This window comes from Streptomyces sp. NPDC088910 (assembly GCF_044749865.1).
Taxonomy (GTDB): Bacteria; Actinomycetota; Actinomycetes; order Streptomycetales; family Streptomycetaceae; genus Actinacidiphila.
In genome coordinates this window covers 1-24,101 of record NZ_JBIVIV010000017.1, presented here as the reverse complement: position 1 = coordinate 24,101, position 24,101 = coordinate 1, and the positions used below count along the sequence as shown (strand labels likewise).

Below are 24,101 nucleotides of genomic sequence, written 5' to 3'. Positions count from 1 at the left end.
GGGAAACCCGAGCAAAGGTGAAGCGACCCACCGCGGTTCAGCGGTTGACAGCCTGAATCTCCTGCACGGTGACGTCCTGCGGCAGGTCGAAGACCCCGGGCGCCAAGGTCCCGCCTGTGCCTCCGCTCCCAGTCCACGTGATCGCCCAAGTGATGGTGGCGGTCAGGGTGAACGTTCCCTGCCCCGACGACCTCCGGTACGTCAGCCCGCAGGGCGGCTCGGCATTCCCGTAGCCGGTTTGATATGCCTTGCCGACCGAACCGTCACCGTTCAAAGGGCAATCGCCTGAGGATGGGAAATACTTCGCATCCGGTGTCCCGGCATCGAGATGCAGCCCGGCAGGCTTCGCTGTGACAGTCGCCCAGATCCCGAGTGAGTTCAAGCGCGCGGTGACGGAGACTGGCGGAATGTCCGCGCTTGCCAGCCACGCCCAGATGTTGAAGTTCACCGTCTGCGTATGCTGCGCGTCCGGCGACAAGGTCACCACCTTGTCCGGGATACGGATTCGATCGTAGGCCGATTCCGCGAGCATCTGCGGCGTCACCGCCGGGCCGGTGGGCGGAGCATCGCCATCCAAGACCCAATCATCACGCTCTTTGTCGCAGGACAGTGACGCGGGATCAGCGATCCTGTTGGGATTGGGCTGTCCGTTCCACCAAAAGCCCTTGTCCGCGTTCGCGATCTCAAAATCCTTGTGCGGATGTCCCTCGACGTAATACGCCCGCTCCGCCGCGTCCCACTCGTACCCCGTGGATTCCAACGCCCACGTGGCCTCCCGTTCCTTCTTCAACTGGTCCGGTGTGGCCACAGGTGCCATCCAGCAGGGGGGCGGGGTCCATCCGCTCGCCGCGACCACGGGATGCCCCGCCGGCGGATTCGCCGGCTCGTACTTGACCTGGAAGGCACTGGCGTCCAGAGTCCGGCCCTGATGCTCGACTTTCGTCCCCTGTCCGGGCGTCTCGTTCGCCGACGCAGGGGCGATCGACGGCAGCAGCAGGGCGAGAGACGCGGCCGCGACCATTGCGGCGCTCACCATCGAATGCGTTACCTTCGGCACTGCTTCGCCCCCTCGATCACGGTAATCTGCGAGGACTGCCAAACGCCGTTCGAGGCGGCGTCCTTGGTCAGGAGAAGGTTGTACAGAATGAAGCTGTCGTCGTTGGGCGCGCTGCGAAGCACCTCACCGGTCTTCACCTTCTTGCTGAACACCTTGCTCTGATCCCGGCAGAAACTCAGCGTCGCGGATCCGGACCGCACGATGCTGACCTTGGCGCTGTAGTAGTGGTCCTCACCGGTGGGCGCGAATCCGCCGTCGACATTCGCCTTGATCTGGTCATGGGCGTAGGTCAGGGCGGCGTTGCGCGAGTAGAACTGGTAAGCGGGGTCCTTGAGATCGTCCCTGGCGCTCGCACGCTTGAGGGCCCTCAGATACTGCTCGCCGTCGTTCAGGACCGCGTCCTTCGTCGCGTCACCGGTCTTGGGCCACTCGAATGCCATCGTCAGATCCTTCGGCAACTCTGTCGACGGCCGATTGACGCCGTCTCCCGCCGCCTGCGTAGGCGAAGCCGTCGTCGCCGTAGGCGCCGCCGTCGTCACCGTCCCCGACGGCTGAATCTTGTCCGAGCTGTCCGACCCACCCCCACCGCAAGCGGTCAGCAGCAGGCCCGCCGACGCTGCGAGGGCGACGGCGATGGGCAGGGATGAGCGGGTCACGATGAGATCCCCCGTGAGTCGTCCAGTTACCGAGTCAGTTGCGCGTAGCCCTTGACATTACCGGCGCGCGTCGTGGGGCTGTAGGGCCCTCCCGTGATCGGTACCGGTTCGCAGCACACTTCACACACCCTTCACTCCCGGAATCGCGCCCACCCCAGGGGCCCCACTTGTCACGTCGATCACCGTACGTATAGCGTCGATCACTCGAACACCAGAGCTTCGGGCGGGGCGGGGAGGGTGGGTTCGATGGGGGACGCGCGGGCGGGGAAGTTCCCGCTGCTCGGATTCGATCCGACGCCGGGGGACGTGGACAGGACGCGCGCGCTGGCGCGCCAACTAGGCGATCTGCACGGAGAGTTGACGGCGACCGTCACCGAGCTGGACCGGCTCGACTGCGGCTACTGGAAGGGCGAGGCCGCCACGGCCTTCGTCTCCCACATCGACAGCGACGTCGCGCCCCTGATCAAGAAGGCGCACGACTCGTTCGGCCGCGCCTCCAGCGCCCTGTCCCGCTGGGCCGACCAACTCCACGGCTTCCAGGCCGAGGCCGACGCCCTCGAAAAGGAAGCCGCCACCAAACAGGGCTCCCTCGACCACGCGAAGTCCGCCGCCGACCCGCCCCACCCCCCAGGCGACCGGCCCGCCTTCGTCACCCCCGCCCAACTCGGCAAGGACGCCAAAGCCCAACAAGCCGTCACCGACGCCACCAACGCCCTCGACGGCGTACGCCACCGCGCCGAAGAACTCCACCACCGCTTCACCAGCGCCGCCACCTCCATCAGCCACGACCTCGACAAGGCCGGCGACATCGCCCCGGACAAACCGGGCCTGTTCAGCCGTATCGCGCACGGCGTCGAGGACGCCTGGGACGACACTCTCCAATGGGTGAAGGACAACGCCGACATCATCAAGACCATCGGCGACCTCCTGGGCGCGGCCACCGCGCTGCTCGGCGCCATCGCGATCTTCACGGCACCGTTCGAACCGGTCGGCGCCTTCTTCGCGGCCGCGGCCATCACCTTCGGTGCCGCGACACTCGCCACACACCTTGTGGCCAAGCTCGCCGGAGCGGACGTGAGTTGGCTGACGCTCGGCCTCGACGTCGTGGGAGTGCTGCCGGGCATTCAGGGGTTCACCACGGGCGCGAAGGTGGCAGAAGTGGGCTCCGAGGCGGCGCGCTTCTCCGAATCGGCGGTGAAGGGGCTCTCGCTGACGGTGAAAGCGGTCAAGCCGTACGTGCTGTTCGGGGAACGCGTCGAGCAGGAGTTCATCAAGGGCTCAGGAGTGGTAGGGCGCAGCCGTGCCGCGCTCGAAGGCGTCATCCAGTTCAACCGTACGAATCAGCTCATTGGCACGAAGGTGCTCAACCCCGCGCTCAAGGTGTTCGGTGGCGCGCCGATAGAGGCCCTGTCTCCGGCGGCCCGCGCCATCGACGGCGGCATCAAGCTCACCACCCACGCGGTGACGGTCCCGCTGGAACTGGCCAAGGACATGAGGACGTTGGACAAGACCCACCCGCAGGTAGCCGAGAACATTCGAGTAGCGGGCAAGGCCCTTGCCTGGGCCGCGTCATTCTGACCCGGCAGACCGATCCAGCCGAGGAGGGCGGACATCCATGTCAACGACGACCCAGGACACCGAACAGAACATTCCGCCCTTCTTCTTTGAACTCCCGGACGGGTTCCACCCGTTGCCGCTGGACACGGCGGCCGAAGGCGAGGAGCGGCGGGAAGCGCTGGGACGGCTGGTGCGGGAGATCTACCCGAACGGCGACGACCGGATCTGGAACGGCTTCGCCCCGGTCTACAACGGCGTCACGGACGCGATGCTGGGTGCCGGGTTGGAGTTCGCCGCCATGGGATTCTTCGACACCGGCTCGGGCGGCGTGGCGCAGTGTTCGTTCACGATCGCGGTCGTGCCCTCACAGCACGCTTCGCCGGAGATCGCCGCCAACGGCATTCAGGAAGTGCTGACCCGTACCGCCACCGGAGTCGACGTCCTGCGGCTCGATCTCGCATGCGGCCCGGCGGTGGCCGGCATCTCGGTACAGGAAGTCACCTTCAACGGCGCCTACACGGCGACGGGCAAGGACGCGCCGCTGCGCATGGGCCGACTGCAGGCGTACGTCCCGTTCCCCAACGGACCGTGCCTGGCCGTTCTCACGCTGGAGACCGCCGCCATGGAGTACTGGGAGAACTTCTCGGTGATGCTGGGAACCGTCCTGAAGAGCGTCGCGTTTCCTACCGTGGACGCGCACGCGGCGGGCGAGGCAGCGGGAACTACTCCGCCTGGTCAGGCGTGACTCCGGGGCGGAGCGACGCCAGTTGCCCGCGCAATTCAATGTCCTTGTAGTCGGTCGTGGCGAGCCGGATCCACGATCCGTCCGTGAACGTCAGCACAACGTCCGGAATCAGGTTGTTGAGCCTTCGCAACGACGTGGCCTTGAGCTTGCTCCGCGACACCTCCCACAGCGGCTCACCCACGGGATCGGTGAACACCACGCGCCGCTGCGTCAGCCAGACGACAGCCTGTGGCTTGTCCGTATTGCGGCCAGGGTCCAGTTGCCAGGGGGCGCCGTACGCGACCGTGCCAGGGTCCGCCCACAGCACGGGGAAGTCGTCGTATTCGTTGGCCCGGTCCAGGTTGGCGGGAATGGCGTTGCTGTCCCGGCTGACGACGGCAAGGGACATGACCAACGACAAGGCGGACTCGGTGAAACGACCGGCCTTGCGCAACGCCGTCTGTCGGGTGTGCTTGACCGGCACTTCGGTCGGGGCGTCACTCGGTGGCCAATCCGGCAGGCTCTCCGAGATGTCCCGACGTTGGAAGTCCCGAAAGAAGCGCAATCCGTCGACCATCCCGAAGTGCCCGGTGGCGAATTTGACGCCGCCATGGGCAATCAGGCGCTCACCTGGCTCAAGGTCGATCCCGTCGACCCACACATCGTCGGCCACGCTTCGTTCCCTCCCCTTCGGCGGCAGGCTTCACACGGCCCCACACGTTCCGCCCGCGACACTGCCTACGCGGCGAGATCCTTGTCGTGGGCGCTTTGGTGGGGGTAGTGCTGGCCGCGGCGCGGGGGTGCGGGGGTGGTGGCGAGGCGGTGGCGGGAGTGGATGAGGGAGGCCGCGCGGGAGTGGGAGACCGCGGTGGTGAGTGAGGTGAGGAGGGCCAGGGCGAGGGGAGCGAGGAGGAGGGCCGTGGCGGCGCCGAGGGCGAAGCCGCCGATGACGTCCGTGGGGTAATGGACACCCATGTAGACGCGGCAGAAGCCCTCGCCGAGGGCGAGCAGTATGGCGACGGTGCCGACCTTGCGGCTGACCATGAAGAGGGCGACGGCCATGGCGGCGGTCAGCGTGGCGTGGTCGCTCACGAAGGAGTAGTCGGTCTTGCCGTGGACCAGGACGTCGATGCCGTCGTGGTCCACGAAGGGTCTTGGCCGCTGGACCAGGGCGCGGATCGGGATGTTGAGCAGCAGGGCGATGCCGGCGGCGAGGCCGGACCACAGCACACCGGCGACGGCGGCCGGGGCGTCCGGGACCGGGGCGCGGCGGGCGACGCGCCACCAGCACAGGGCGGCCAGCAGTACGGTGAGGCCGATCAGCCCGTACTCGCCGATGAACTCCACGGCCCGGTCGACACCGCGCGGGGCGTGCTTGGCCAGGTCGTTGATGTCGCGGAGCAGGCTGATGTCGGGGTTCACGCTGTCATTGGCGACCGCTGCCATGGGTGGTGCCCCTTACCTAGCAACTCACTGACTGTGCCTGTACGGCTCGGCTCGTCTGCAACCCCCGTCGCTTGCGTCCCGCGCCATTCTCCCCCGTACAACGACCGACACGCTACGTAGCGTTCCGGTCTTCGCCAGAAGATCACCATGCCGTTATCCAAGGGTGACCGGAGAGGACGATCTGGCCCATTTGCGGCCCGTCGCACAGGCCAGAGCCTTACGCAGAGCTGACACGAAAGCCGCGTCGGGCGGCGGGGACTTACAGAGCCGTCGGCAGCGCCGCCGCACCGTCACGCGTGACGCGGGTCGCCCCGATGTAGTCCGCCGAGCCGATCGGGTCGAAGCGGATCTTGGCCCCGGTGTGCGGCGCGTCGATCATGTAGCCGCCGCCGACGTAGATCCCGACGTGGTGGATGGTGCGCGGGTCGGTCAGGTCGGTGGCGAAGAAGACGAGGTCGCCGGGGAGGAGTTCGGCCCGTGACGGGTGCGCCCCGGCGTTCCACTGGTCGTTGGCCACGCGCGGCAGTTCGATCCCCACCGAGTGGTACGCGGCCTGCGTCAGCCCGGAGCAGTCGAACCGCCCGCCCTGCGCCGCCGTACCCTCACCGCCCCACAGATAGTCGGTGCCGAGCCGCTGCTGCGCGTAGTAGATCGCCCCGGCCGCCTGCTGCGACGGCGCGACCCGGCCGACCGGCGCGGCGAAGCTCTTCGACAGGCTGGTGATGATCTTCACGTAGTTCTGGGTCTCCGCGTACGGCGGGACACCGCCAGCGTTTATCACCGCGTACGCGCCCGCGTTGTACGACGCCAGCATGTTCGCCGTCCGGTCGCCCGGCACGTTCTTCACGTACGACGCCAACTCGCAGTCGTACGAGGCGGCCGACGGGATCGCGTCCTCCGGGTCCCAGACGTCCGCCTTGCCGTCACCGTTGGCGTCGATGCCGTGGGTGGCCCAGGTGCCCGGAATGAACTGCGCGATGCCCTGCGCGGCGGCCGGACTCTGCGCCCGCGGGTTCCATCCGCTCTCCTGGTAGAGCTGCGCCGCCAGCAGTGCCGGGTTGAGCGCGGGGCAGAGATTGCCCCACTTCTGGACGAGCGACTGATATATGGCCGGAACCGATCCCTTGGCGAGCGTCACCGTCCCGCCGCCGCCACTGCCCGCGAGCCCGGCCGCGGCCGAGTACGTGCCCACCACGAGCAGCGCGAGGAACGAAAAGCACAGGCCACAGCCGATAATGACGGGGAGCCAGATCTTCCGCGCCACAGGGCGACCCTTCCTCTCGGTTCCCGAACACGCACTCGTACGGTCTCGTACGTTCCTATCGTTGCCCTACGGTGACGCTCGTGATACACAGAGTAGTCGTCTACGTCCTATCGAACACCGGTCCGCGCACTATTTTGACGGCTACGGGCCGGATCACACGGACGATCCGCCGAGAAAGTCGTTGAGTCGACATGCAACAGCGTCATCCTCGGCCAAGATAGACCCTGGACCCTTGCGCCCCGGCGAGGGAGCCAACTGATCGAGCGGGGTGGTGAGTTACATGTTCGTGGCAGCCGCTAAGGGCGACATCAACACCATCATCGGTGGCATCGCACCGGACTGGGGACCCTTCGGGTCCCTCGGCAATGAAGCACGCGTGATGATCGAAGTGGTCATGGCGGTGGCGATCCTGCTGTGCCTGGCCATCGCGATCTGGGGCGCGGCGAAACAGAGGATCGGCGCGACCGCGCTGCGCGACACCTTCAGCGCGGAGCAGGGCAAGGGATTGATCATCGCCGGGCTGACCGGCGTGTTCATCATCGGATCACTCGGCACGCTGTTCACCATCGTGTACGGGATGGCCGTCTAGACCCGAGACCCGAGACCCGCTGGAAACAGCCGCCCGTCCCACTTCGTATCCGCTTCTCCGTCGACGTCCCTGGAGCCCGTCCCAGGCTCCACCTTCCCACCTGAGGCTGCGTGCTGATGCCCACTCAACCAAGCAGCGGTGCCGTCCGTGCCACACGCCGCTCCGGCGTGCCCGCGGCGCGGGCGCCCCAGGGGGCGAAGGCACGATGAGCCTCGGCCAGGACGGACCCCCGACCAGGACCCGGATGCCGGAGGGCCACGGCGGCCACGGAGGCGGTGCCCGCCGCCCCCAGCCCCGGCGCGCCCTGGTCACCGTCGTCAGCATCATCGCCCTCCTCGTCGCGGCCCTGGCCTTCGCCAACCGCGGCTCCCACCCGTCCTCCTCCGGCTCCGCCGACAACGGCACGGCGGCCGGTTCCGGCGCCACCGCCGGCTCCAGCAGCGGTGGCGGGGGCGGTGGCAAGACCGGCACGGACGCCCCGACCGCCCCCTCCGGCCAGAAGCCGGTCACCGGCAAGAGCGGCGGCATCCCCTCCGGCTTCGCGCACAGCGGGGAGGGAGCGCAGTCGGCGGCGGCGAACTACGCCGTCTTCCTCGGAGGCGACGGCATGTACTCCGCCGCCCGCCGCCACGAGATCGTCGACACCGTGTACGCGGCCGACGCCGCCGCGAAGGTGCAGAGCGATCTCGACAAGGCTTACTCCGACGCGGCCTTCCTCCAGCGGATAGGGCTCAAGCCCGACGGCACGGCACCGACCGGGATGACGTTCATCTCCCGGGTCAACCCGGTCGGCGCCAAGGCGGAGAAGATCAGCGGGGACACGGCCACCGTGAGCATCTGGTTTTCGTCGCTGTTCGGTCTGGCAGGCGAGGGGTCCACCAACCCGGTCGCCGAGAGCTGGTACACGAACACGTTCGAGCTGAAGTGGGTCGGCAACGACTGGAAGATCGTCTCCTTCCAGCAGAAGGACGGCCCCACTCCGGTAGGACGTGACCAGGCCGCCTCGTCGGCCCAGGACATGACCAACGCAGTGAACGGGTTCGGAGGCTTCACCTATGCCCGGTAGTCGTCGTGTCCTGACCCTGGCCGCCGTTCTGGGCAGTGTTCAGGTCTCCGCGGTGCTGCTCGCCACGCGCGCGCTGGCCGATCCCTCGCCCAGGGCCACGGCCCCGGGCTCGGGTACGGCGACCAAAGACCCCTGCGCGCTCATCCGCGGCCCGGCCAAGTCGTACTGCGAGAACGGCGCGCCCTCCACCTCCACCAAGGGCGGGACCGACTCCAGCACCACGCTCGACCCGCTCACGTCCCTCGGGCGGGGCTGCGCCGACGCCGCCGCGTGGACGATCGACAAGCTGTCCCAGGCGGTGACGAAGACGACGCAGGTCGACTTCACGAACACCGCGTTTCTGCGGCAGTACGCGGTGGTGTTCGCGGCGTCGACGATTCTGACGCTGGTGCTGTGGCTGCTGGCGGTGGCCAAGCGGGCGGTGCGCGGGGTGCCGTTGACGGAGGCGCTGACGGAGGCCGTCGGGTTTCTGTGGCTGACGGTCCTGGCGTCGGCGTTCACACCGCTGGTGCTGTACACGGTGGTGACGGCGACGGACGCGGTCACGGAGGTGATCTCGTCGGGGACATCGTCGAACACGGATGTGTTCTTCGGGTCGTTCTCGGGGGCGCTGACGAAGGGCAAGGACATCGGCGGCGGCCCGATCATGCTGATCGTGGTGTCGATGGTGTCGATCCTGGCCGCCGGTGTGCTCTGGCTCGAACTGGTGATCAGGGCGGCCCTGCTGTACGTGGGGGCGCTGCTGGGCACCGCGGTGTACGCGGGTCTGGTGGACAAGAACATGTGGGGCCACGTGCGCCGCTGGGCCGGGATCATGATCGCGGTGATCCTGGTGAAGCCGGTGATCGTGATCGTGCTGGGTCTGGCCGGGGCGCTGTCGTCGTCCAAGGACGGGCCTGACGCGTTCTCAGCGGTGGTGTCCGGCCTGTCGATCATCCTGCTGGCGATCTTCGCGAGCGCGATGATCTACCGCTTCGTGCCCGGCTTCGGCGACGACGTGGTGAATCTGCGGAACAACCGCAAGGCCAGCGGCCAGAGCCAGGCCGCCGCGGTGATCTCGTCGCCCGCGGCGCTGGTGCGGCAGGGCATCAACACGCACAGCGCGCGCGGCGGCCCGCAGGAGCAGGCGCAGGGCGGCGGCTCGCAGCCGTCGAACCCGGTGGCGGGCGGGGTGGCCGCGCACAGCAGCCGTACCGGCAATCCGGGACCGTCCGGCGGGAGCGGCGGCTCCGGCGGTGGCTCACGTACCGGTGGCAACGGCTTCGGGGGCGGAAACTTCGGCTCGAACTTCGGCAGAGGCTCGGGCTCAGGATCGAACAACGGCAATTCGCAGGGAGGTGATCGCCGGTGACGACCCAGCCCTTCACCCAGCCGCGCCGTACGTATCTGATCGGCAAGGCCCGGCCCAACGCGATCGTGGGCAAGAACCGGGAGACCGGCGAGATCGCGCTAATCGTGGCCGGAGCGGGCCTCGGCATGCTGTGCGGCCTGCTGGTCCCGGTGCTGCTGCTGCGCATCGTCGGCCTGGTCGGCTGGCCGATGCTGGCCCTGGCCGCGGTGTACATGCCGTACCGGCGGCGCACGTTCTACCGCTGGTTCGAGATCAACCGCACCTTCCGCCGTACGCTGCGGGTCTCACCCACCTACCGGTCGGGGATCGAGGAGGCCGGGATCGGGCTCGACGGGCGCGAGGTCGAGGTCGGGCCGCCGCCGGGGATCGGGCGGATCAGTTGGCTGGCGGCGCCGTTCGGGCCCGACGAGATCGCGGTGCTGCTGCACGTCGACCGGCGTACGGTGACGGCCGCCATCGAGATCGAGGGACCCGGCGTCGGGCTGCGCGACAGCGAGGACCAGGAAGCCCTGGTCGAGCGGTTCGGCACCCTGCTGAAGCATGTGGCCAACGGCGACGGCTTCGTGACCCGGCTTCAGATGCTCGCCCGCACCCTGCCCGCCGACCCTGACGCCCACGCCAAGGACGTCGCCCAGCGCGGCGACCCGGCGGCAGAGAACTGGCTCAAGGACTCCTACGACCAGCTCCAGTCCATGGTGTCGACCTCCTCCGAGCAGCACCGCGCGTATCTGGTGGCGTGCATGCACTTCACGCGCGAACTGGCCGCCGAGGGCAACGCGATGGCACGCGCCACCTCGGGCCGCGGCGTGAAGGTCGACAAGGACGCGGGACTCGCCGCGGTGATGGCCCGTGAGCTCAACGACATCTGCGCCCGTCTCGCCGAGGCCGACATCCGCGTCAGGCAGCCGCTGGGCCAGGCCAGGCTGTCGTCGCTGGTGCACTCGATGTACGACCCGGACCACCCCATCGACCACATCCAGGCGATGACCCGCCGCAACGCCTGGCCGGCCGAGCTGGACGCGACCGAGCCGACGTACTTGCAGGCCAAGACCCGTGAGTCATCGACCCGCGCGCCCTGGAACCACTCCACCGCGTGGGTCAAGGAGTGGCCCATGACGCCGGTCGGCGTGAACTTCCTGGCGCCGCTGCTGGTGCACACCCCCGATGTGATCCGTACGGTCGCGGTCACCATGGACCTCGAACCCACCGATGTGGCCATCGAGCGGATGCTGACCGAGAAGACCAACGACGACGCCGACGCCAGCCGCGCCGCGAAGATGAACCGGGTCGTGGACCCGCGCGACGTCGCCCACCACGGGCGGATCGACCAGCGCGGCGAGGACCTGGCGAGCGGCGCCGCCGGCGTTAACCTCGTCGGCTACATCACGGTGTCCTCGCGCTCCCCGGAAGCGCTGGCGCGCGACAAGCGCACCATTCGCGCTTCCGCCGGTAAGTCGTATTTGAAGCTTGAGTGGTGCGATCGTGAGCACCACCGGGCATTCGTTAATACGTTGCCGTTCGCGACCGGCATCCGCCGCTAGTCCGCCCGTACGAGGAGGCCACCGCCATGCCCATGCTGGACCCTCTTGCGGCGCTCACGGACGCCTTCACGAGCTTCCTGTTCGGCCGGGTCGAGTCGACGCGGCTGCCGGTGCGCACCTCCACCGGCCAGGCCCAGGCGGTGTACCTGCCCACCGCCGCCCCCGGCCTCGGCGACTCCGGCGTCATCATCGGCCGCGAGGTGTACTCGGGCAAGGGCTACATCTACGACCCCTTCCAGCTCTACGGCCAGCAGTTGCCAGCCCCGCACTGGCTGGTCCTCGGCGAGTCCGGCAACGGCAAGTCGGCGCTGGAGAAGACCTACGTGCTGCGCCAGCTCCGCTTCCGCGACCGGCAGGTCGTGGTGCTCGACGCGCAGGGCGAGGACGGCGTCGGCGAGTGGAACCTCATCGCGAAGTCGCTGGGATTAACTCCCATCCGGCTGGACCCGATGGCCGCGCTGGACGGCGGCATCAAGCTCAATCCCCTGGACCCGGCGATCACCCTCACCGGTCAGCTCGCGCTGCTCCGGACGATCATCGAGGTCGCGATGGGCCGCGGTCTCGACGAGCGGTCCGGCTTCGCGCTGAAGGTCGCGCACGCCTATGTGATCGAGACGATCACCGACCGGCAGCCGATCCTCACCGACATCGTGGAACGGCTGCGGCACCCGCTGGAGGAGTCGGCGGAGGCCATGAACGTCGACCTGGACGACGTCCGCGCCTGGGGCCTGGACGTGGCCCTGGTGCTCGACCGGCTGGTCGACGGTGACCTGCGGGGCATGTTCGACGGGCCCACGACCGTCGGCATCGACCTGGACGCGCCGCTGATCGTCTTCGACCTCTCCCACATCGACCGCAACTCGATCGCGATGCCGATCCTGATGGCGATCGTCGGTGTGTGGCTGGAGCACACCTGGATCAGGCCCGACCGGAAGAAACGCATCTTCCTGGTCGAGGAGGCCTGGCACATCATCAACTCGCCCTTCGTGGCCCAGCTCTTCCAGCGGCTGCTGAAGTTCGGCCGCCGCTTGGGCCTGTCCTTCGTCGCCGTCGTCCACCACCTCTCGGACGTCGTCGACGGGGCCGCGGCGAAGGAAGCCGCCGCCATCTTGAAGATGGCCTCCACCCGCACCATCTACGCCCAGAAGGCCGACGAGGCGCGCGCCACCGGGCGGGTGCTCGGCCTGCCGCGCTGGGCGGTGGAGATCATCCCGACGCTCACCCCCGGCATCGCCGTCTGGGACGTCAACGGCAATGTGCAGGTCGTCAAGCACCTGATCACCGAGGCGGAACGGCCCCTGGTCTTCACCGACCGCGCGATGACCGAGACCTCCCTGGAGCACGAAGCGGAGGTCGAGGCCGAAGCGGCGTCGGAGGCGGAGGCCGAGGCCCGTGCCGAGGCACACGCCGCCGCCGAGGTGGCGCTGGCCAAGCAGTTGGCCGACGACGCGGTGGCATGAGAGGTGGGGTGACATGGCCGGGAGGAAACGCGAGTCCTCTGGGGGCCTGCCGGACGGCCTGATCGTCGGCGTCCTCGGCTTCCTGCTGGGCGTGACGCTGCTGGTGTGGACCGCCACCGGCATCGCGGGGGTCCTCTCGCACGGCGGCTGGCCCGCCGAGGTGCACTTCACCCGCACCCCCCAAGCCATGCGGCACCTGATCGCGGAACCGCACGACGTCGCCGCGGCCTGGCCCGACTCGGCTCCCGGCCAACTGCCCGGCTCCGGGCTGTTCTGGGGCATCTTCATCAGCCAGTTCATGGTGCTGTTCGTCCTGACCGTCTTCGTGCTGAACGCGGTGGCCCGTACCCGCGCCCGCCTCAGGGCACCCCGCCAGGCCCCGCCCGCCCCGGCCCCTGAGGCGTCGCCCGAGCCGGTGGAGCGCGCCCCGCTGCCCTCGCCGCGCCGCCGCCGCGGCCAGCCGGTCGGGTCCAAGGCCGCGGGCGACGACGGCCTGGACGCCTGGTTCCGCTCCGTGCCGGGCGCGGCGGGCCCGCGCGAGGACGCGCCGACCACGGCCTTCGAGCCGATCCCCGCCACGGCCACCGAAGCGACCGGGCCCACCGCCGCCGGAGCCACCGGCACCATGGCCGCAGCCCCGATCCCGCACCCCGTCGCCGACCCACTGCCCGGCGGTGAAGTCACCCGCACCTATGCCCTGTTCGCCAGCCCGCGCGGCGACAAGTCCAAGCGCATCGTGCAGCCCGCCGTCCTGGCCGCCGCGGGACCCGCAGTGGTCACCACCGCGGACCCGGACACCTATCAGCAGACCGTCGGCAACCGCAGCAAGCTCGGTCCCGTCCACGTCTACGATCCGGCGCACCTCCTCGATGTGCCCGGGCGGCTGCGGTGGGCGCCGCACGGCGGCTGCGAGCGACCGGAGACCGCCGGGATACGCGCGGGCGCACTGCTGGCGCCACTGCGGCCCGCACGCGCCGACGAGGCCATCGTCCACGACACCGCCGTGACACTGCTGCGCTGCTGGCTGCACGCGGCGGCCCTGGACGGCGGGCCATTCCGCCAGGTGCAGCGCTGGGCGGCGAGCGGTTCAGCGGCCGGTGAGGCGGTGCGGATCCTGCGTACCGACACCGAGGCCGCCTCCGGCTGGAGCGGCGAACTGGAGTCGGTGCTGCACGCCCACCCCGAACGCCGGGACGCGGCGCAGGCGTTGATCCGCCAGACCCTCGAACCGCTGAACGCGGTGCACATCCGCGACGCCTGCAATCCACCGCGCTCAGGTGGCCTCGACATGGAGTCATTCGTCGCGGAAAGGGGCACACTTTACGTAGTGGGTGAGCGCATCGAGGATCCGCGGACCCACTTGGGTGCGATGCCCCTGCTCACCGCACTCGTCTCCAGCGTGGTCGAGCACGGCCGGCGCATGGCCGCAACGTCATCCGCCGGTCGGCTCGACCCACCACTGACCTTCGTCCTGGACGACGTCGCCGCGCTGGCCCCGCTCCCGGGCCTGTCGGACCTGCTGAGCACCGGTCACCACTCCGGTCTGCCCACCCTCGCCGTCCTGCGCTCCCCCGAACAGGCGCTCGCGCGCTGGCACGCGCCGCTGTGGCAGCACGCCGACATGCGCCTGGCCCTCGGCGATGAGACGGCCGACACGCTCCCGCCGTCGATCCCGGACGCGGTCCGCATCCGCTGATTCCGCGCGCGGGCGCCCGGCCGCACGCCCGCGCCCACGCGCCCGCCCGCCCGGCCGGTTCGCGCCCCTGCTTCCTCTGCTCCCTGTTGAGTTGTCAATGTCCGCTTGTCACTGATCATCAGTATCCGCTCCACACCGTCCTCGTGGGGCAACTGATTTCCAGCCTGTGGATAACTCATTCGCCGAAAGTCGCCCTGTGGAAAACTCCGCGAGCGAATCCGCCGACCCTGTTACCGTTCGAGAGTCGACCGCGGGACTCCGTCGCGACTTCCGGAACCTGCCTCTGAAGCAATGATTCGCAGCTCGCGCCCTCATTCCCCGGTCGACGCCGAACACCTCGAACACACCAGCACTCGACGCCCCAACACACCTACGCGAGAACAGGAGTCACCTCATGCAGCCAGAAGGACTGATCGCCGCCGAGGACGTCCTCCTGTTCGCCAATGCCGCGACCACATCCACCGCCCAACGCGAATTCCACTCCGACGCCGACACCCAGCACCTCTCGCTCGACTTCCTGCACGCGTACATGCTGGGCAACTACCGCGATCTGTACGCCGCCGCGCTCGCCCTCGACATCAACGACCACAACGCCGCCCTGATCATCCGCCGACTGCTGGAGAGCGCCACCGAAGCGACCCCCGAACAGCGCCGCACCGAAGGCCGGTTGATCGCCCGACGGCTGACCGCACTGCCCCCGCAGCGGGTCTACGCCCTCTTCGCCGCGCTGCGCCGGGCCAAGGTCAACAACCGCCGCACCCGCGCGATCATGCGGGACTGGCTGGCCACCCGCCCCGACCCGGCGTTCGACGCCGTCAAGTACCGGACCGGGGTGAAGACGGCGCTGCGGCACGCCCACCTGCCCGCACGAGAAGCCGAGTTGGGTGACTTCCTGTTCGCCCCGCGCCGCCGTACGCGCTACGGGACGCCGCTGCTGGAGACCTGGCGCCGCGCGCACTACGAGCAGGCGGCGGTCTACGAACTGCCGTTCACCGTCGCGGAGGGCTTCGCGGCCCGGCACGGCATCGCGCGCGCGGCTTTCCTGGAGCGGATCGCGCCCCGGATGACCCGGCTCGAGCGGCTCCGTTTCCAGGACTCGGCGCGCCGCCACGGCGCGACCGCCGTCCGGACCGACCTGACGCGGATGCCGCTGACCCGGCTTGCCTCGTACGTCCTCGGACTGTCCCTGGACGAACGAGCCGGGCGGCGGGCGGAGTTGACAGCGGCGCTGCGGGCCGCCGCGCGCCGGGCCGCGCGCGGCGAGCGCGGCTGGGGCCGGGTCGCGGCAGTCCTGGACGACAGCTTCTCCTCCTACGGCTCCGGCCAGAAGCGGCGCCGCCCGCTCGCGGTGGCGCTCGCAGCCCACCACCTGCTGGAGGCACTCGCCGACTCGTACACACCCCTGTGGACATCGGGACGGAGCGATCCGCTGCTGGCGTTCCCGCACGGGGCGACCCCGCTCGGCGAGCGGATTCTGGACGCACTGGAGACCGGCCCGGACCGGCTGCTGATCATCTCCGACGGCTGGGACAACGCACCGCCGGGGCTGGCCGCCGAGGTGCTGCGCGTATGGCGGACCCGGCTCGACCCGGACGGGCGGGTCACCGTCGTACACCTCAACCCCGTGTACGACGCGGACGACTTCGACGTGCGCCGCCTGGCCCCGACCGTACCCACCGCGGGCATCCGCGACGCCGAGGATCTGCCGTCGCTGGTCGGCCTGGCGCGGTTCGCCAGCGGCCGCACCGGCCTGCCTGAGCTGCGCGCCCACCTGGACAGCCGTATCACCGCGTTCCTGACCGCACCCGAGGAGGCCCGATGACTGCCACCGGCACCCTCCGCCTCGACCTGGTCGGACTCACCACGGGTCCTTCGCAGGTCTGGGGCGGCATCCGCCTCGTCCCGCTGGTCCGCGCCGAACCGCTGCCGGGCCTGCGGCTGCACGCCGAGCTGTACGGGGACGGCATCGGTGTGGTGACGGTTGGGCCGCGCACCACCTACACGTCGTACATCCCGCACGGCTTCGTCGCCGACTGGGGCGCGGACAGCGGTCATGCGGGCGCCGCGGCGGCGTACGGGACACAGTTGCGCGGCGACCGGGACGCCGAGCCCGTGACCGCGATGCCGCTGCGCATCCACCGCCGGATGGCACGCCGAGAGGCCAAGCACCGACTGCGGTTCCTGCCGCTGCACCTCGCGCTCGACGGTTATCTGGCGCTGCACTTCGGCGGCCCGACCATCGCGTGGGAGGAGTGGTCGCAGCGGGCGCTGCGGCAGGGCCTGTCGCCTCGGGTGGAGGAGGCGTACGTCGGCGTGACCGTGCGCGGGCTCGGTGACGCGCTGAAGGTGTTCGAGATACACCCGGGCCAGTGCGGGGTACTGCTCTACACGGCCGACGCCCTCGCCGCGGCCTTCGTCGTACCGCACCCGGAGGACTACCGGGCGCTGCACGCCACGCTCGTCCAGGATCTGTACGGGGAACTCATCTACCAATACGCCCTGTTGAGCGCGGCCGTGCCGGACTTCGTGCCGAGGATCGACGAGACGCGGGTGCGGACGACGGCGGATCTGCGAGCGGCGGTGGCCGCGGAACAGCGGGCGTGGGCGGAATTCCACGACGGGACGATGGCGGCGGGGCTGCTGAATACCGAGTACGCGACGCGGAAGGTGTACCGGGCGGGCGGGTTCACGCTGTCGCGATTCATACCGGCCTTTCGGCCCCGCGAGGAGAACCACATAGGTGAGGTCATCACCGCGGCGGACGGTCGGCTCGCGTATCTGAAGACCTTTCGTCTGTCCGAGACGCAGATTCGGCGCGGACACCTGTTGGAACGGTTGGCAGCGCACGACTGGCACCTGGGACGGACGGCGGAGGAATTCGGGCTGGACGAGAAGGAATTCGCTTCGCGCCTGCGGGCGGCGGGATTCGGTTCACTGCTCCGCCAGGGATGAGGACGCCTCTGCGGAGGGCCGCCTCCGAGAAGAACTCGGGGACCGCCCACCGCGGGAGCGAACGCGAAGGACCGCGCTCCTAAAGCGCCGACTCCTCCGCCGTGAGCCGTCGCACGGACTCCCGCAGGACGATGTGGGTGCCCAGGAGATGGCGGGTCTGGGCGGTGCCGCGGGCGGAGCCGGGGAGGCCGGCGTCCTCTTCGGCGAGGGCCAGGCGGACGGCGGCGCGGCCGAGCTCGTAGGAAGGGATGTTGACGGTGGTCAGGGGAGGGTTGAGGTCTTGGGAAACATCGTCGTTGTTGTAGCCGACCACCGAGATGTCCTCGGGGGTGCGGAGCCCGCGCTCGCGCATGGCGGCCATAGCGCCCGCGGCGACCAGATCGTCACCGGCGAAGACCGCGGTGAAGTCGGGGTTGCCGTCGCACCGCACGAGCAGATCTCGCATGGAGTTGTAGCCATTGGTGCGACCGAGGCCGATACCCGCGATCCGCTGGTGCTCCGGCCCGAGCCCGTGGTCGGCCAGCGCACGCTGGTAACCGCGCACGCGCGGCTCGGCCGTGCTGTGCCCCGGCATCGTGCCCAGGTAGAGGATCCGCCGGTGCCCGGCGGACAGCAGGTGGCTGACGGCGGCGTACGCACCGGCCTCGTTGTCGTACTCCACCGCGATGACCGGGGTGTCGGGGCTCGGCGCGGGGCGCCCGCACAGCACGAGCCGGGAGCCCGCGGCGGCGAGCCCGTGCGCGTACTCGGTCAGCCGCACGCGGTACGCCTCGTCCTCGACCGCGCCGCCGACCAGGATCACGATCTCGGCGCGTTGCTCACGCATCATCTGCACCAGCGCCAGCTCGCGCGCCTCGTCACCGCCGTGGCTGCACACCATGCACAGCCGGCCGCGCGCGGCGGCCTCCTGCTCAACGCCCTGGGCGACGGCGGCGAAGAAGTAGCTGTCGACCGACATCATGATCACCGCGACCGTCTTGGGCCCCGTCCCGGCCAGCGCCCGCGCCCGGCCGTCGATCACGTAGTCGAGGTCCTTGACCGCCCGCAGCACCTTGGCGCGCGCGGCGGCCGACGTCGGGTAGTTCCCGGCCAGCGCCCGCGAGACGGTGGCGACCGAGACACCCGCCCGGACGGCGACATCGCGGATGGTGACACGCCGGCTCCCGCCGCCCGCACCCGCCGCGGTCCCCGCACCCATGGGGCTTCCCGCGCCCGGCCCGTTACCCGGCCCCGGCTCTGGTGCAGTCTCCGCCATCCCCGCCATCCGATTCCTCAGCGGCCCGCGGCTCCGGATCCGCGACGGCCAACACGCGACGCAAGGACCGACCCACGGCCCGGCGCCAGGCTCAGCGCAGGGCCGGGTCCCACGCCCGACGCTTCGTTCGACACATCGTTCGACGCGGCGCCCGGCACCCCCCGCGCTGCCGCCCAGCGTAGTAGTGCGGGGCCGGGCGGCAGGCACAGGGCGTCAGTGGTTGGCCGCGTAATCCGCCGCGTACTCGTCGGCGATCTTGTTCAGGCCGTCGCCGCGCATCTTCTTCACCGCTTCGTCCCACGCGCTCAGCGGCTTGCGCCCGGCCACGATCGCGCCGATCGTGTCGAGCCGGTACTGCCCGATGGTGGCTCCCGACCGGGTGAAAGTCTCCGACTGGAGGCCGAACCGCGGATTGCGTACGAGCATCGGCGCGATCTTCACCTGCCAGGCGTGGCTGCGCTTGACGTCGTCCGGCCGCCCCGGCAGGTAGAGCACCTGCGGCGCGTCGGACAGGTACTTGATCGGAAGATTGACGGTGCTCTCCACCAGACCGAGGTCCGTCGGTATCGGCGAGCCATCCGCGTCCCGCGTGAAGTGCGTGCCCTCGATGCCGAAGTGCGTCAGCTCGTACTCCTTGGTGCCGAACGGCGCCGCCAAGTAGTCGAGCACCCGCAGGATCAGCTTGATCCGCTCGGGCGCGGCCTTCTTCAGCACCGTGTAGCCGAAGATCCCGCGCGCCCGCTCCATGCCGGGCTTGCCGCCGCCCGACGGCGTGTACGGCACCGCGCCGTCCAGGACGAAGGCGTCCTTGATGCTCGGGATGCTCGTGGTCAGTGCCCCGAAGCCGTCACCCATCGACGCGACCGTGCCGTTGTAGAAGAGCGTCTTGCAGTCGACGGTGGAGGTGCTGAGCGCGTTCGGCAGGTACGTCCCCGCCTGCCGCAGCTTCAGCATGAACTCCAGGCCCGCCTTGTACTCGTCCGTGCCGTACGCGTCGACGAAGTGCCCGCCGTCGAGCTTCCACTCCTGCGGCGCGCCGAACGCCATCGTGTGCACCGCGAAGCCGAAGCCGGTCTGCTGCGCCGCGCCCAGCGCGTACTTCTTGCCGTGCGTCGCCTCCTTGGCGACGGCCATGAAGTCGTCCGACGTCCAGCCGTCCTTCATGCCGGCCGCGCTGAAGATGTCGTTGTTGATCCACAGCGTGGTGCCGGGCGCGGACCGCTGCACCGGAATGCCGAGGATCCGCCCGCTGATCCGGCCCATGTCCTCCCACGCGTAGGTGGGGATGTTCGCCAGATTCGGGTAGTCCTTGACCGCGTCGCCCGCCAGGTACTCGCTCAGGTCCGCGCACTTGGCCTGCACGAATTGCGCCTCGCGCGGCAGTACGTGACCGCCGCCGAGGTTGATGACGTCCGGCAGGTCGTTGCCCGCCATCAAGGTGGCCATCTTGTTGTCGTAGTCGGAGTCCGGCACGACCGTGAACTCGATGTTCACCCCCAGCGCCTTGTTGACCGCCGCCCAGAACTTGTTCTCCGACGCGGGCTTCGGCGGCGTCCCGTACGAGATCGTCATCACCTTGATCGTCTCGCCGTTGCCCGGCTTGTCGGCGACCGCGCTGACCAGGTTCTTGGGATACGTCAGATAACCCGGCTGCACCCCGTCCGCCGTCCCCGGCAGATCGGGCGCGGGCCCGCTGACCGGCTTGTACGTCGGCCAGGGTGCGAGCTTCTTGCCCGCGTTGCTCACATCGTGGCCGCCGGACGAGGAGGACGAGCAGGCGGCGAGAACGGATGGGGCGGCCAGAGCGGCGCCACTTGCGGCGATCGAGCGCAGCAGCGTACGCCGCGAGAACGACGAGGTGCTCACGGTCAGTCCTTTCAGGGGTACGGGTGCGGTGATACGGGTACGGCGGCACGGTCCGCGGCCACTCGGCCGCTCGGCCGCTCGGCCGCTCGGCCGCTCGGCCCGCGTACGGCTCAGCTCTTGATGGCGCCGGTCAGCACGCCCTTGGTGAAGTACTTCTGGAGGAAGGGGTAGACGACGAGGATCGGCACGGTCGCCACCACCAGCACCGCCATCTGGATCGTCTGGGGCGACGAGACCATCCCCGCCTCGCTGGCCCCGGAGTCCGCGAGCTGCGCGCCCCCGATGACATACGTGCGCAGCACCTGTTGGAGCGGCCAGTGGTCGGAGTTGAGGTAGATCGACGCGTAGAACCAGGCGTTCCAGTACGAGACCGCGTAGAAGAGCCCGACGACCGCGAGGGCCGCCTTGGACAGCGGGAGGACGATCCTGCGCAGGATCAGCCACTCGCCCGCGCCGTCCAGCCGGGCCGCCTCGTACAGCTCCTCGGGGATCGACTGGAAGAAGCCGCGCAGTACGACGAGGTTGAACACATTGATCAGGACGGGCGCGATCAACGACTCGTAGCTGTCGAGCATGTTCAGGCCCTTGACCAGCAGGAAGCCGGGGATCATGCCGGGCGGGAAGAGGAAGGTGAACAGGATCAGCAGCAGGATCGGCTTGCCGCCGAAGACCTGCGGACGGCTGAGCGCGTACGCCAGACCGATCGTGCAGGCGAGGCTGAGGGCCGTGCCGATGATCGTCACACCAGCGCTCACCCACAGCGCGTGGGTGACGATGCTGCCGTCGAAGATCTCCCGGTAGGCGCGCAGGGTGGGGTGTTCCGGCCACAGCACCCAGCCGCCGTTGGCGACCACGTCCTTGTTGGACGCGAAGCTGGTCGACACGATGATCAGGAACGGGACGGTGACCAGGAGAACGACGGCGACCAGGGCCAGCGCCTTGGCCGCCTGGGTGACGGGCTTCGGCTTCTCCATCCACGAAGGACGGACGGGACGGACCGGGCGACTCGGACGACGCGGGCGGACCGAACGGAACGGGCCGGTACGAGGCGTGCGACCGGCGGACTGAACGGCGCTCATCGGTAGACCCCCTGCTCGCCCAGCCGGTGCGCGACCTTGTTGGCGGTGAAGACGAGTACGGCGCCCACGACGCCCTTGAAGAGACCGGCCGCGGCGGCATAGCCGAAGTCGCCGCCGATGATGCCCTTGTAGTAGACGAAGGTGTCGATGATCTCGGCCGCCTCGGGCCCGACCGCGGGCCGTTGGAGCAGCATCTGCTCGAAGCCGACCGACAGGATGTCGCCGAGCCTCATGATCAGCAGAAGAACGATGATCGGCCGCAGCGACGGCAGGGTGACGTGCCAGAACCGCCGCCACGGACCCGCACCGTCGATCGCCGCGGCCTCGTACTGCTGCTCGTCGACCTGTGACAGCGCGGCGAGGAAGATGATCGTGCCCCAGCCGCAGTCCTTCCAGATCACCTGGGCCACGACCAGCGGCTTGAACGCGTCGGGGTTGCCGATGATGTTCACGGTGTGCAGGTGGGCGTCGCCGAGCACGCTGTTGAGCAGCCCGGTCTCGCCGAGCACCTGCTGGAAGAGGGCCACCACGATGACCCACGACAGGAAGTGCGGCAGATACGCCACGCTCTGCACGAACCGCCGCACGCTGTCGCGGGTCAGGCTGTGCAGCAGCATCGCCAGCGCGATCGGCACGGGGAAGAAGAAGACGAGCTGGAGCAGCGCTATCCACAGGGTGTTGACGACCGCGGCCCAGAAGTCCGGGTCGCCGAACATCCGCTGGAAGTTCGCGAAGCCCACCCACTGGCTGGCCCAGAGCCCGTCGAAGGGCACGTAGTCCTTGAACGCGATGACGTTCCCGACCATCGCGCCGTAGTGGAAGAGCAGGAAGTACGCCACGCCGGGCGCCATCAGCAGGACGAGGGCGGCATCCCTGCGCAGCCGCTTGCGGCGCGAGCCGGGCTCGGGCTTCACACGGTTCGCCCCGCCCCTACGGGCCAGGCGTTTCGCGCGTCTCACGCGTCGTTCGGACGCGCCCACCGCATCGGCGCGGCTGGTGGCGTCCTGTTCGGCAATCGCCATCGCGTCCTCCTCGACGCTTAAGGTGGGACGGAACCTAAACCGGTTACTACGACAGGTCAACCCCTCGCGCAGCCCAAGACGTTGACCTCTGATGGCGTCGGCCCTAATCTCGAAGCCAGAGAAAGAAACCGATTACACCGACGTGCGCGGACAGCGGCCCGCACGCACGGCGCCGCACACGCACGACGACGAAGAACATGAACACGAGCAGGACCACGCACACGAGCACGTCACCGTGCACAGACACACGCAGACCTGCGGACACGTGAGGGGCAGACATGGCGGAGCGTCCGAATCTGGTGCTGGCGATGCGTCCGGACATCCTCGACCTGGTACTTCCGGCCCCCCTGCGCACCCGGCTCGACGCCCTCGCGGCCGTCCACCCCGCCCTCGTCACCGACACCACGACGCCCGCCGCGCGGGCGGCGCTCGCCGACGCCGACGTGCTGCTCACCGGCTGGGGCGCGCCCGCCGTCGACTCCGCCGTCCTGGCCCTCGCACCCCGGCTCGGCGCCGTCATCCACGCCGCCGGCACCGTCAAAGGCCATGTCGGGCCCGAGGTCTGGCAGCGCGGCATCGCCGTCTCGTCGGCGGCCGACGCCAACGCCGGTCCCGTCGTGGACTTCACCATGGCCACGGTCGTCCTCGCCGCCCGCCGCGCGCTCGGCACCGCCGCCGAGTACACCGACGGCCAACTCCTCGGCTACCGCGACCGGCGCGGCGCGGACGGCGCCGTCGTCGGCGTCATCGGCGCCTCCCGCATCGGCCGCGGCGTGATCGCCCGGCTCCTCGCCGCCCCCTCCGACTTCCGCGTCCTGCTCGCCGACCCGTACCTCTCCGCCGCCCAGGCCACCGCTCTCGGCGCGGCACTCGTGGACCTCGACGAGCTGTGCGCGACCTCCGACATCGTGACCGTGCACGCACCCGATCTGCCCGAGACCCACCACCTGCTCGACGCCCGCCGCCTGGCCCTGATGCGCGACGGCGCCTCCGTCATCAACACCGCGCGCGGCCGGCTGGTCGACACCGCGGCGCTCACCCGCGAATGCGCCGCGGGCCGCCTCGACGCCTACCTCGACGTCACCGACCCCGAACCACTCCCCCGCGGCCACCGGCTGCACAGCCTCCGCAACGTTCTGCTCACCCCGCACATCGCGGGCTGCCAGGGCACGGAGGTCCAACGGCTCGGTGCCTACGCCGTCGACGAGGTTGAGCGCTGGACACGCGGCGAGGCCCTCCTGGGAGCCGTGCTGGCGGACGACTTGGCGCGCATCGCGTAAGGCGGCGCGCATCGCGTACGGCGGCGTGCAGCGGTACGGCGGTACGGCGGTACGGTGCCGGATTCGTCGTCGTCCGGCGGCGCGGCCTAGGGCGTTTCGTTTGGATCATCGGGCGGACCAGATGAAGATGCCGGCGAGGTGGAGTCCGGCGAGGTAGATGGTCGCGGTCTTGTCGTATCTCGTGGCGAGGCCGCGCCACTGCTTCAAGCGGTTGATGCACCGCTCGACGGTGTTGCGCTG

The 24,101-nt window shown here is 69.6% G+C and carries 20 protein-coding genes and 1 pseudogene; 11 read left to right on the top strand and 10 right to left on the bottom strand.

Features of this window, described 5'->3' with window-relative positions; translation table 11 throughout:
• Window positions 1-37: 37 nt before the first annotated feature.
• Both ACIP4Z_RS31355 and ACIP4Z_RS31350 read right to left on the bottom strand, forming a co-directional pair.
• Window positions 38-1,036, bottom strand: a complete 999-nt coding sequence (locus ACIP4Z_RS31355; RefSeq protein ID WP_391049758.1) for a hypothetical protein — start codon at window positions 1,034-1,036, stop codon at window positions 38-40.
• Window positions 1,037-1,044: 8 nt separating this feature from the next.
• Complete coding sequence (locus tag ACIP4Z_RS31350) at window positions 1,045-1,713, bottom strand: hypothetical protein (protein WP_391164022.1); 669 nt, start codon at window positions 1,711-1,713, stop codon at window positions 1,045-1,047.
• 246 nt (window positions 1,714-1,959) lie between these two features.
• Between ACIP4Z_RS31350 and ACIP4Z_RS31345 the strand changes: the two genes are divergently transcribed.
• Together ACIP4Z_RS31345 and ACIP4Z_RS31340 are read left to right on the top strand one after the other, a co-directional pair.
• Window positions 1,960-3,291, top strand: coding sequence for a putative T7SS-secreted protein (locus tag ACIP4Z_RS31345; protein WP_401313698.1), 1,332 nt, complete (start codon window positions 1,960-1,962; stop codon window positions 3,289-3,291).
• A 37-nt stretch (window positions 3,292-3,328) separates the two neighbouring features.
• Complete coding sequence (locus ACIP4Z_RS31340) at window positions 3,329-4,015, top strand: hypothetical protein (RefSeq protein ID WP_401313696.1); 687 nt, start codon at window positions 3,329-3,331, stop codon at window positions 4,013-4,015.
• Here ACIP4Z_RS31340 and ACIP4Z_RS31335 read toward each other — a convergent pair.
• The 3 genes from ACIP4Z_RS31335 to ACIP4Z_RS31325 all read right to left on the bottom strand — a co-directional run bounded on the left by ACIP4Z_RS31335 (window position 3,993) and on the right by ACIP4Z_RS31325 (window position 6,704).
• Window positions 3,993-4,667, bottom strand: a complete 675-nt coding sequence (locus ACIP4Z_RS31335; protein WP_401313695.1) for a hypothetical protein — start codon at window positions 4,665-4,667, stop codon at window positions 3,993-3,995. The genes ACIP4Z_RS31340 and ACIP4Z_RS31335 overlap by 23 nt on opposite strands.
• Before the next feature lie 65 nt (window positions 4,668-4,732).
• On the bottom strand, window positions 4,733-5,440 hold the full coding sequence (locus tag ACIP4Z_RS31330) for a phosphatase PAP2 family protein (protein WP_401313693.1): 708 nt from the start codon (window positions 5,438-5,440) through the stop codon (window positions 4,733-4,735).
• 259 nt (window positions 5,441-5,699) lie between these two features.
• Window positions 5,700-6,704, bottom strand: coding sequence for an NlpC/P60 family protein (locus ACIP4Z_RS31325; RefSeq protein WP_401313691.1), 1,005 nt, complete (start codon window positions 6,702-6,704; stop codon window positions 5,700-5,702).
• 280 nt (window positions 6,705-6,984) lie between these two features.
• Between ACIP4Z_RS31325 and ACIP4Z_RS31320 the strand changes: the two genes are divergently transcribed.
• The 8 genes from ACIP4Z_RS31320 (at window position 6,985) to ACIP4Z_RS31285 (ending at window position 17,359) form a co-directional block, all read left to right on the top strand.
• On the top strand, window positions 6,985-7,293 hold the full coding sequence (locus ACIP4Z_RS31320; RefSeq protein WP_093717809.1) for a hypothetical protein: 309 nt from the start codon (window positions 6,985-6,987) through the stop codon (window positions 7,291-7,293).
• 205 nt (window positions 7,294-7,498) lie between these two features.
• Window positions 7,499-8,359, top strand: coding sequence for a hypothetical protein (locus ACIP4Z_RS31315; protein ID WP_401313689.1), 861 nt, complete (start codon window positions 7,499-7,501; stop codon window positions 8,357-8,359).
• Window positions 8,349-9,710, top strand: coding sequence for a hypothetical protein (locus tag ACIP4Z_RS31310; RefSeq protein ID WP_391164017.1), 1,362 nt, complete (start codon window positions 8,349-8,351; stop codon window positions 9,708-9,710). Before ACIP4Z_RS31315 ends, ACIP4Z_RS31310 begins: the two co-directional genes overlap by 11 nt.
• A complete protein-coding gene (locus tag ACIP4Z_RS31305; protein ID WP_188285554.1) occupies window positions 9,707-11,251 on the top strand; it encodes an SCO6880 family protein in 1,545 nt (514 codons plus the stop codon). Before ACIP4Z_RS31310 ends, ACIP4Z_RS31305 begins: the two co-directional genes overlap by 4 nt.
• Window positions 11,252-11,283: 32 nt before the next feature.
• Window positions 11,284-12,711 (top strand): ATP-binding protein, encoded by a 1,428-nt coding sequence (locus tag ACIP4Z_RS31300; protein ID WP_188285564.1) that lies wholly within the window; start codon window positions 11,284-11,286, stop codon window positions 12,709-12,711.
• Between the two features lie 13 nt (window positions 12,712-12,724).
• Window positions 12,725-14,407, top strand: a complete 1,683-nt coding sequence (locus tag ACIP4Z_RS31295) for a type VI secretion protein (protein ID WP_401313687.1) — start codon at window positions 12,725-12,727, stop codon at window positions 14,405-14,407.
• 394 nt (window positions 14,408-14,801) lie between these two features.
• Window positions 14,802-16,229 (top strand): hypothetical protein, encoded by a 1,428-nt coding sequence (locus ACIP4Z_RS31290; protein ID WP_401313685.1) that lies wholly within the window; start codon window positions 14,802-14,804, stop codon window positions 16,227-16,229.
• Window positions 16,226-17,359: an ARPP-2 domain-containing protein gene (locus ACIP4Z_RS31285; protein WP_401313683.1), complete on the top strand. Its 1,134-nt coding sequence runs from the start codon at window positions 16,226-16,228 to the stop codon at window positions 17,357-17,359. Before ACIP4Z_RS31290 ends, ACIP4Z_RS31285 begins: the two co-directional genes overlap by 4 nt.
• A 79-nt stretch (window positions 17,360-17,438) precedes the next feature.
• On the opposite strand, the gene ACIP4Z_RS31280 is transcribed toward ACIP4Z_RS31285, so the two are convergent.
• From ACIP4Z_RS31280 to ACIP4Z_RS31265, 4 genes are all read right to left on the bottom strand, one after another.
• Window positions 17,439-18,557 carry a substrate-binding domain-containing protein gene (locus ACIP4Z_RS31280; RefSeq protein WP_391164012.1) on the bottom strand — a complete coding sequence of 373 codons (1,119 nt, stop codon included), beginning with the start codon at window positions 18,555-18,557 and terminating at the stop codon, window positions 17,439-17,441.
• 270 nt (window positions 18,558-18,827) lie between these two features.
• The gene (locus tag ACIP4Z_RS31275; protein WP_401313681.1) at window positions 18,828-20,480 is read right to left on the bottom strand and encodes an extracellular solute-binding protein; all 1,653 of its coding nucleotides are present in this window, start codon (window positions 20,478-20,480) and stop codon (window positions 18,828-18,830) included.
• Window positions 20,481-20,590: 110 nt separating this feature from the next.
• Window positions 20,591-21,454, bottom strand: a complete 864-nt coding sequence (locus tag ACIP4Z_RS31270; protein WP_355341801.1) for a carbohydrate ABC transporter permease — start codon at window positions 21,452-21,454, stop codon at window positions 20,591-20,593.
• Window positions 21,455-21,555: 101 nt separating this feature from the next.
• Window positions 21,556-22,410, bottom strand: a complete 855-nt coding sequence (locus ACIP4Z_RS31265; protein ID WP_188285565.1) for a sugar ABC transporter permease — start codon at window positions 22,408-22,410, stop codon at window positions 21,556-21,558.
• Between the two features lie 449 nt (window positions 22,411-22,859).
• Between ACIP4Z_RS31265 and ACIP4Z_RS31260 the strand changes: the two genes are divergently transcribed.
• Window positions 22,860-23,861, top strand: coding sequence for a hydroxyacid dehydrogenase (locus ACIP4Z_RS31260; protein ID WP_401313680.1), 1,002 nt, complete (start codon window positions 22,860-22,862; stop codon window positions 23,859-23,861).
• A gap of 105 nt (window positions 23,862-23,966) precedes the next feature.
• Here the strand turns inward: ACIP4Z_RS31260 and ACIP4Z_RS31255 are convergent.
• Window positions 23,967-24,101 (bottom strand): annotated as a pseudogene (locus tag ACIP4Z_RS31255) (IS5/IS1182 family transposase); the annotation flags it as partial.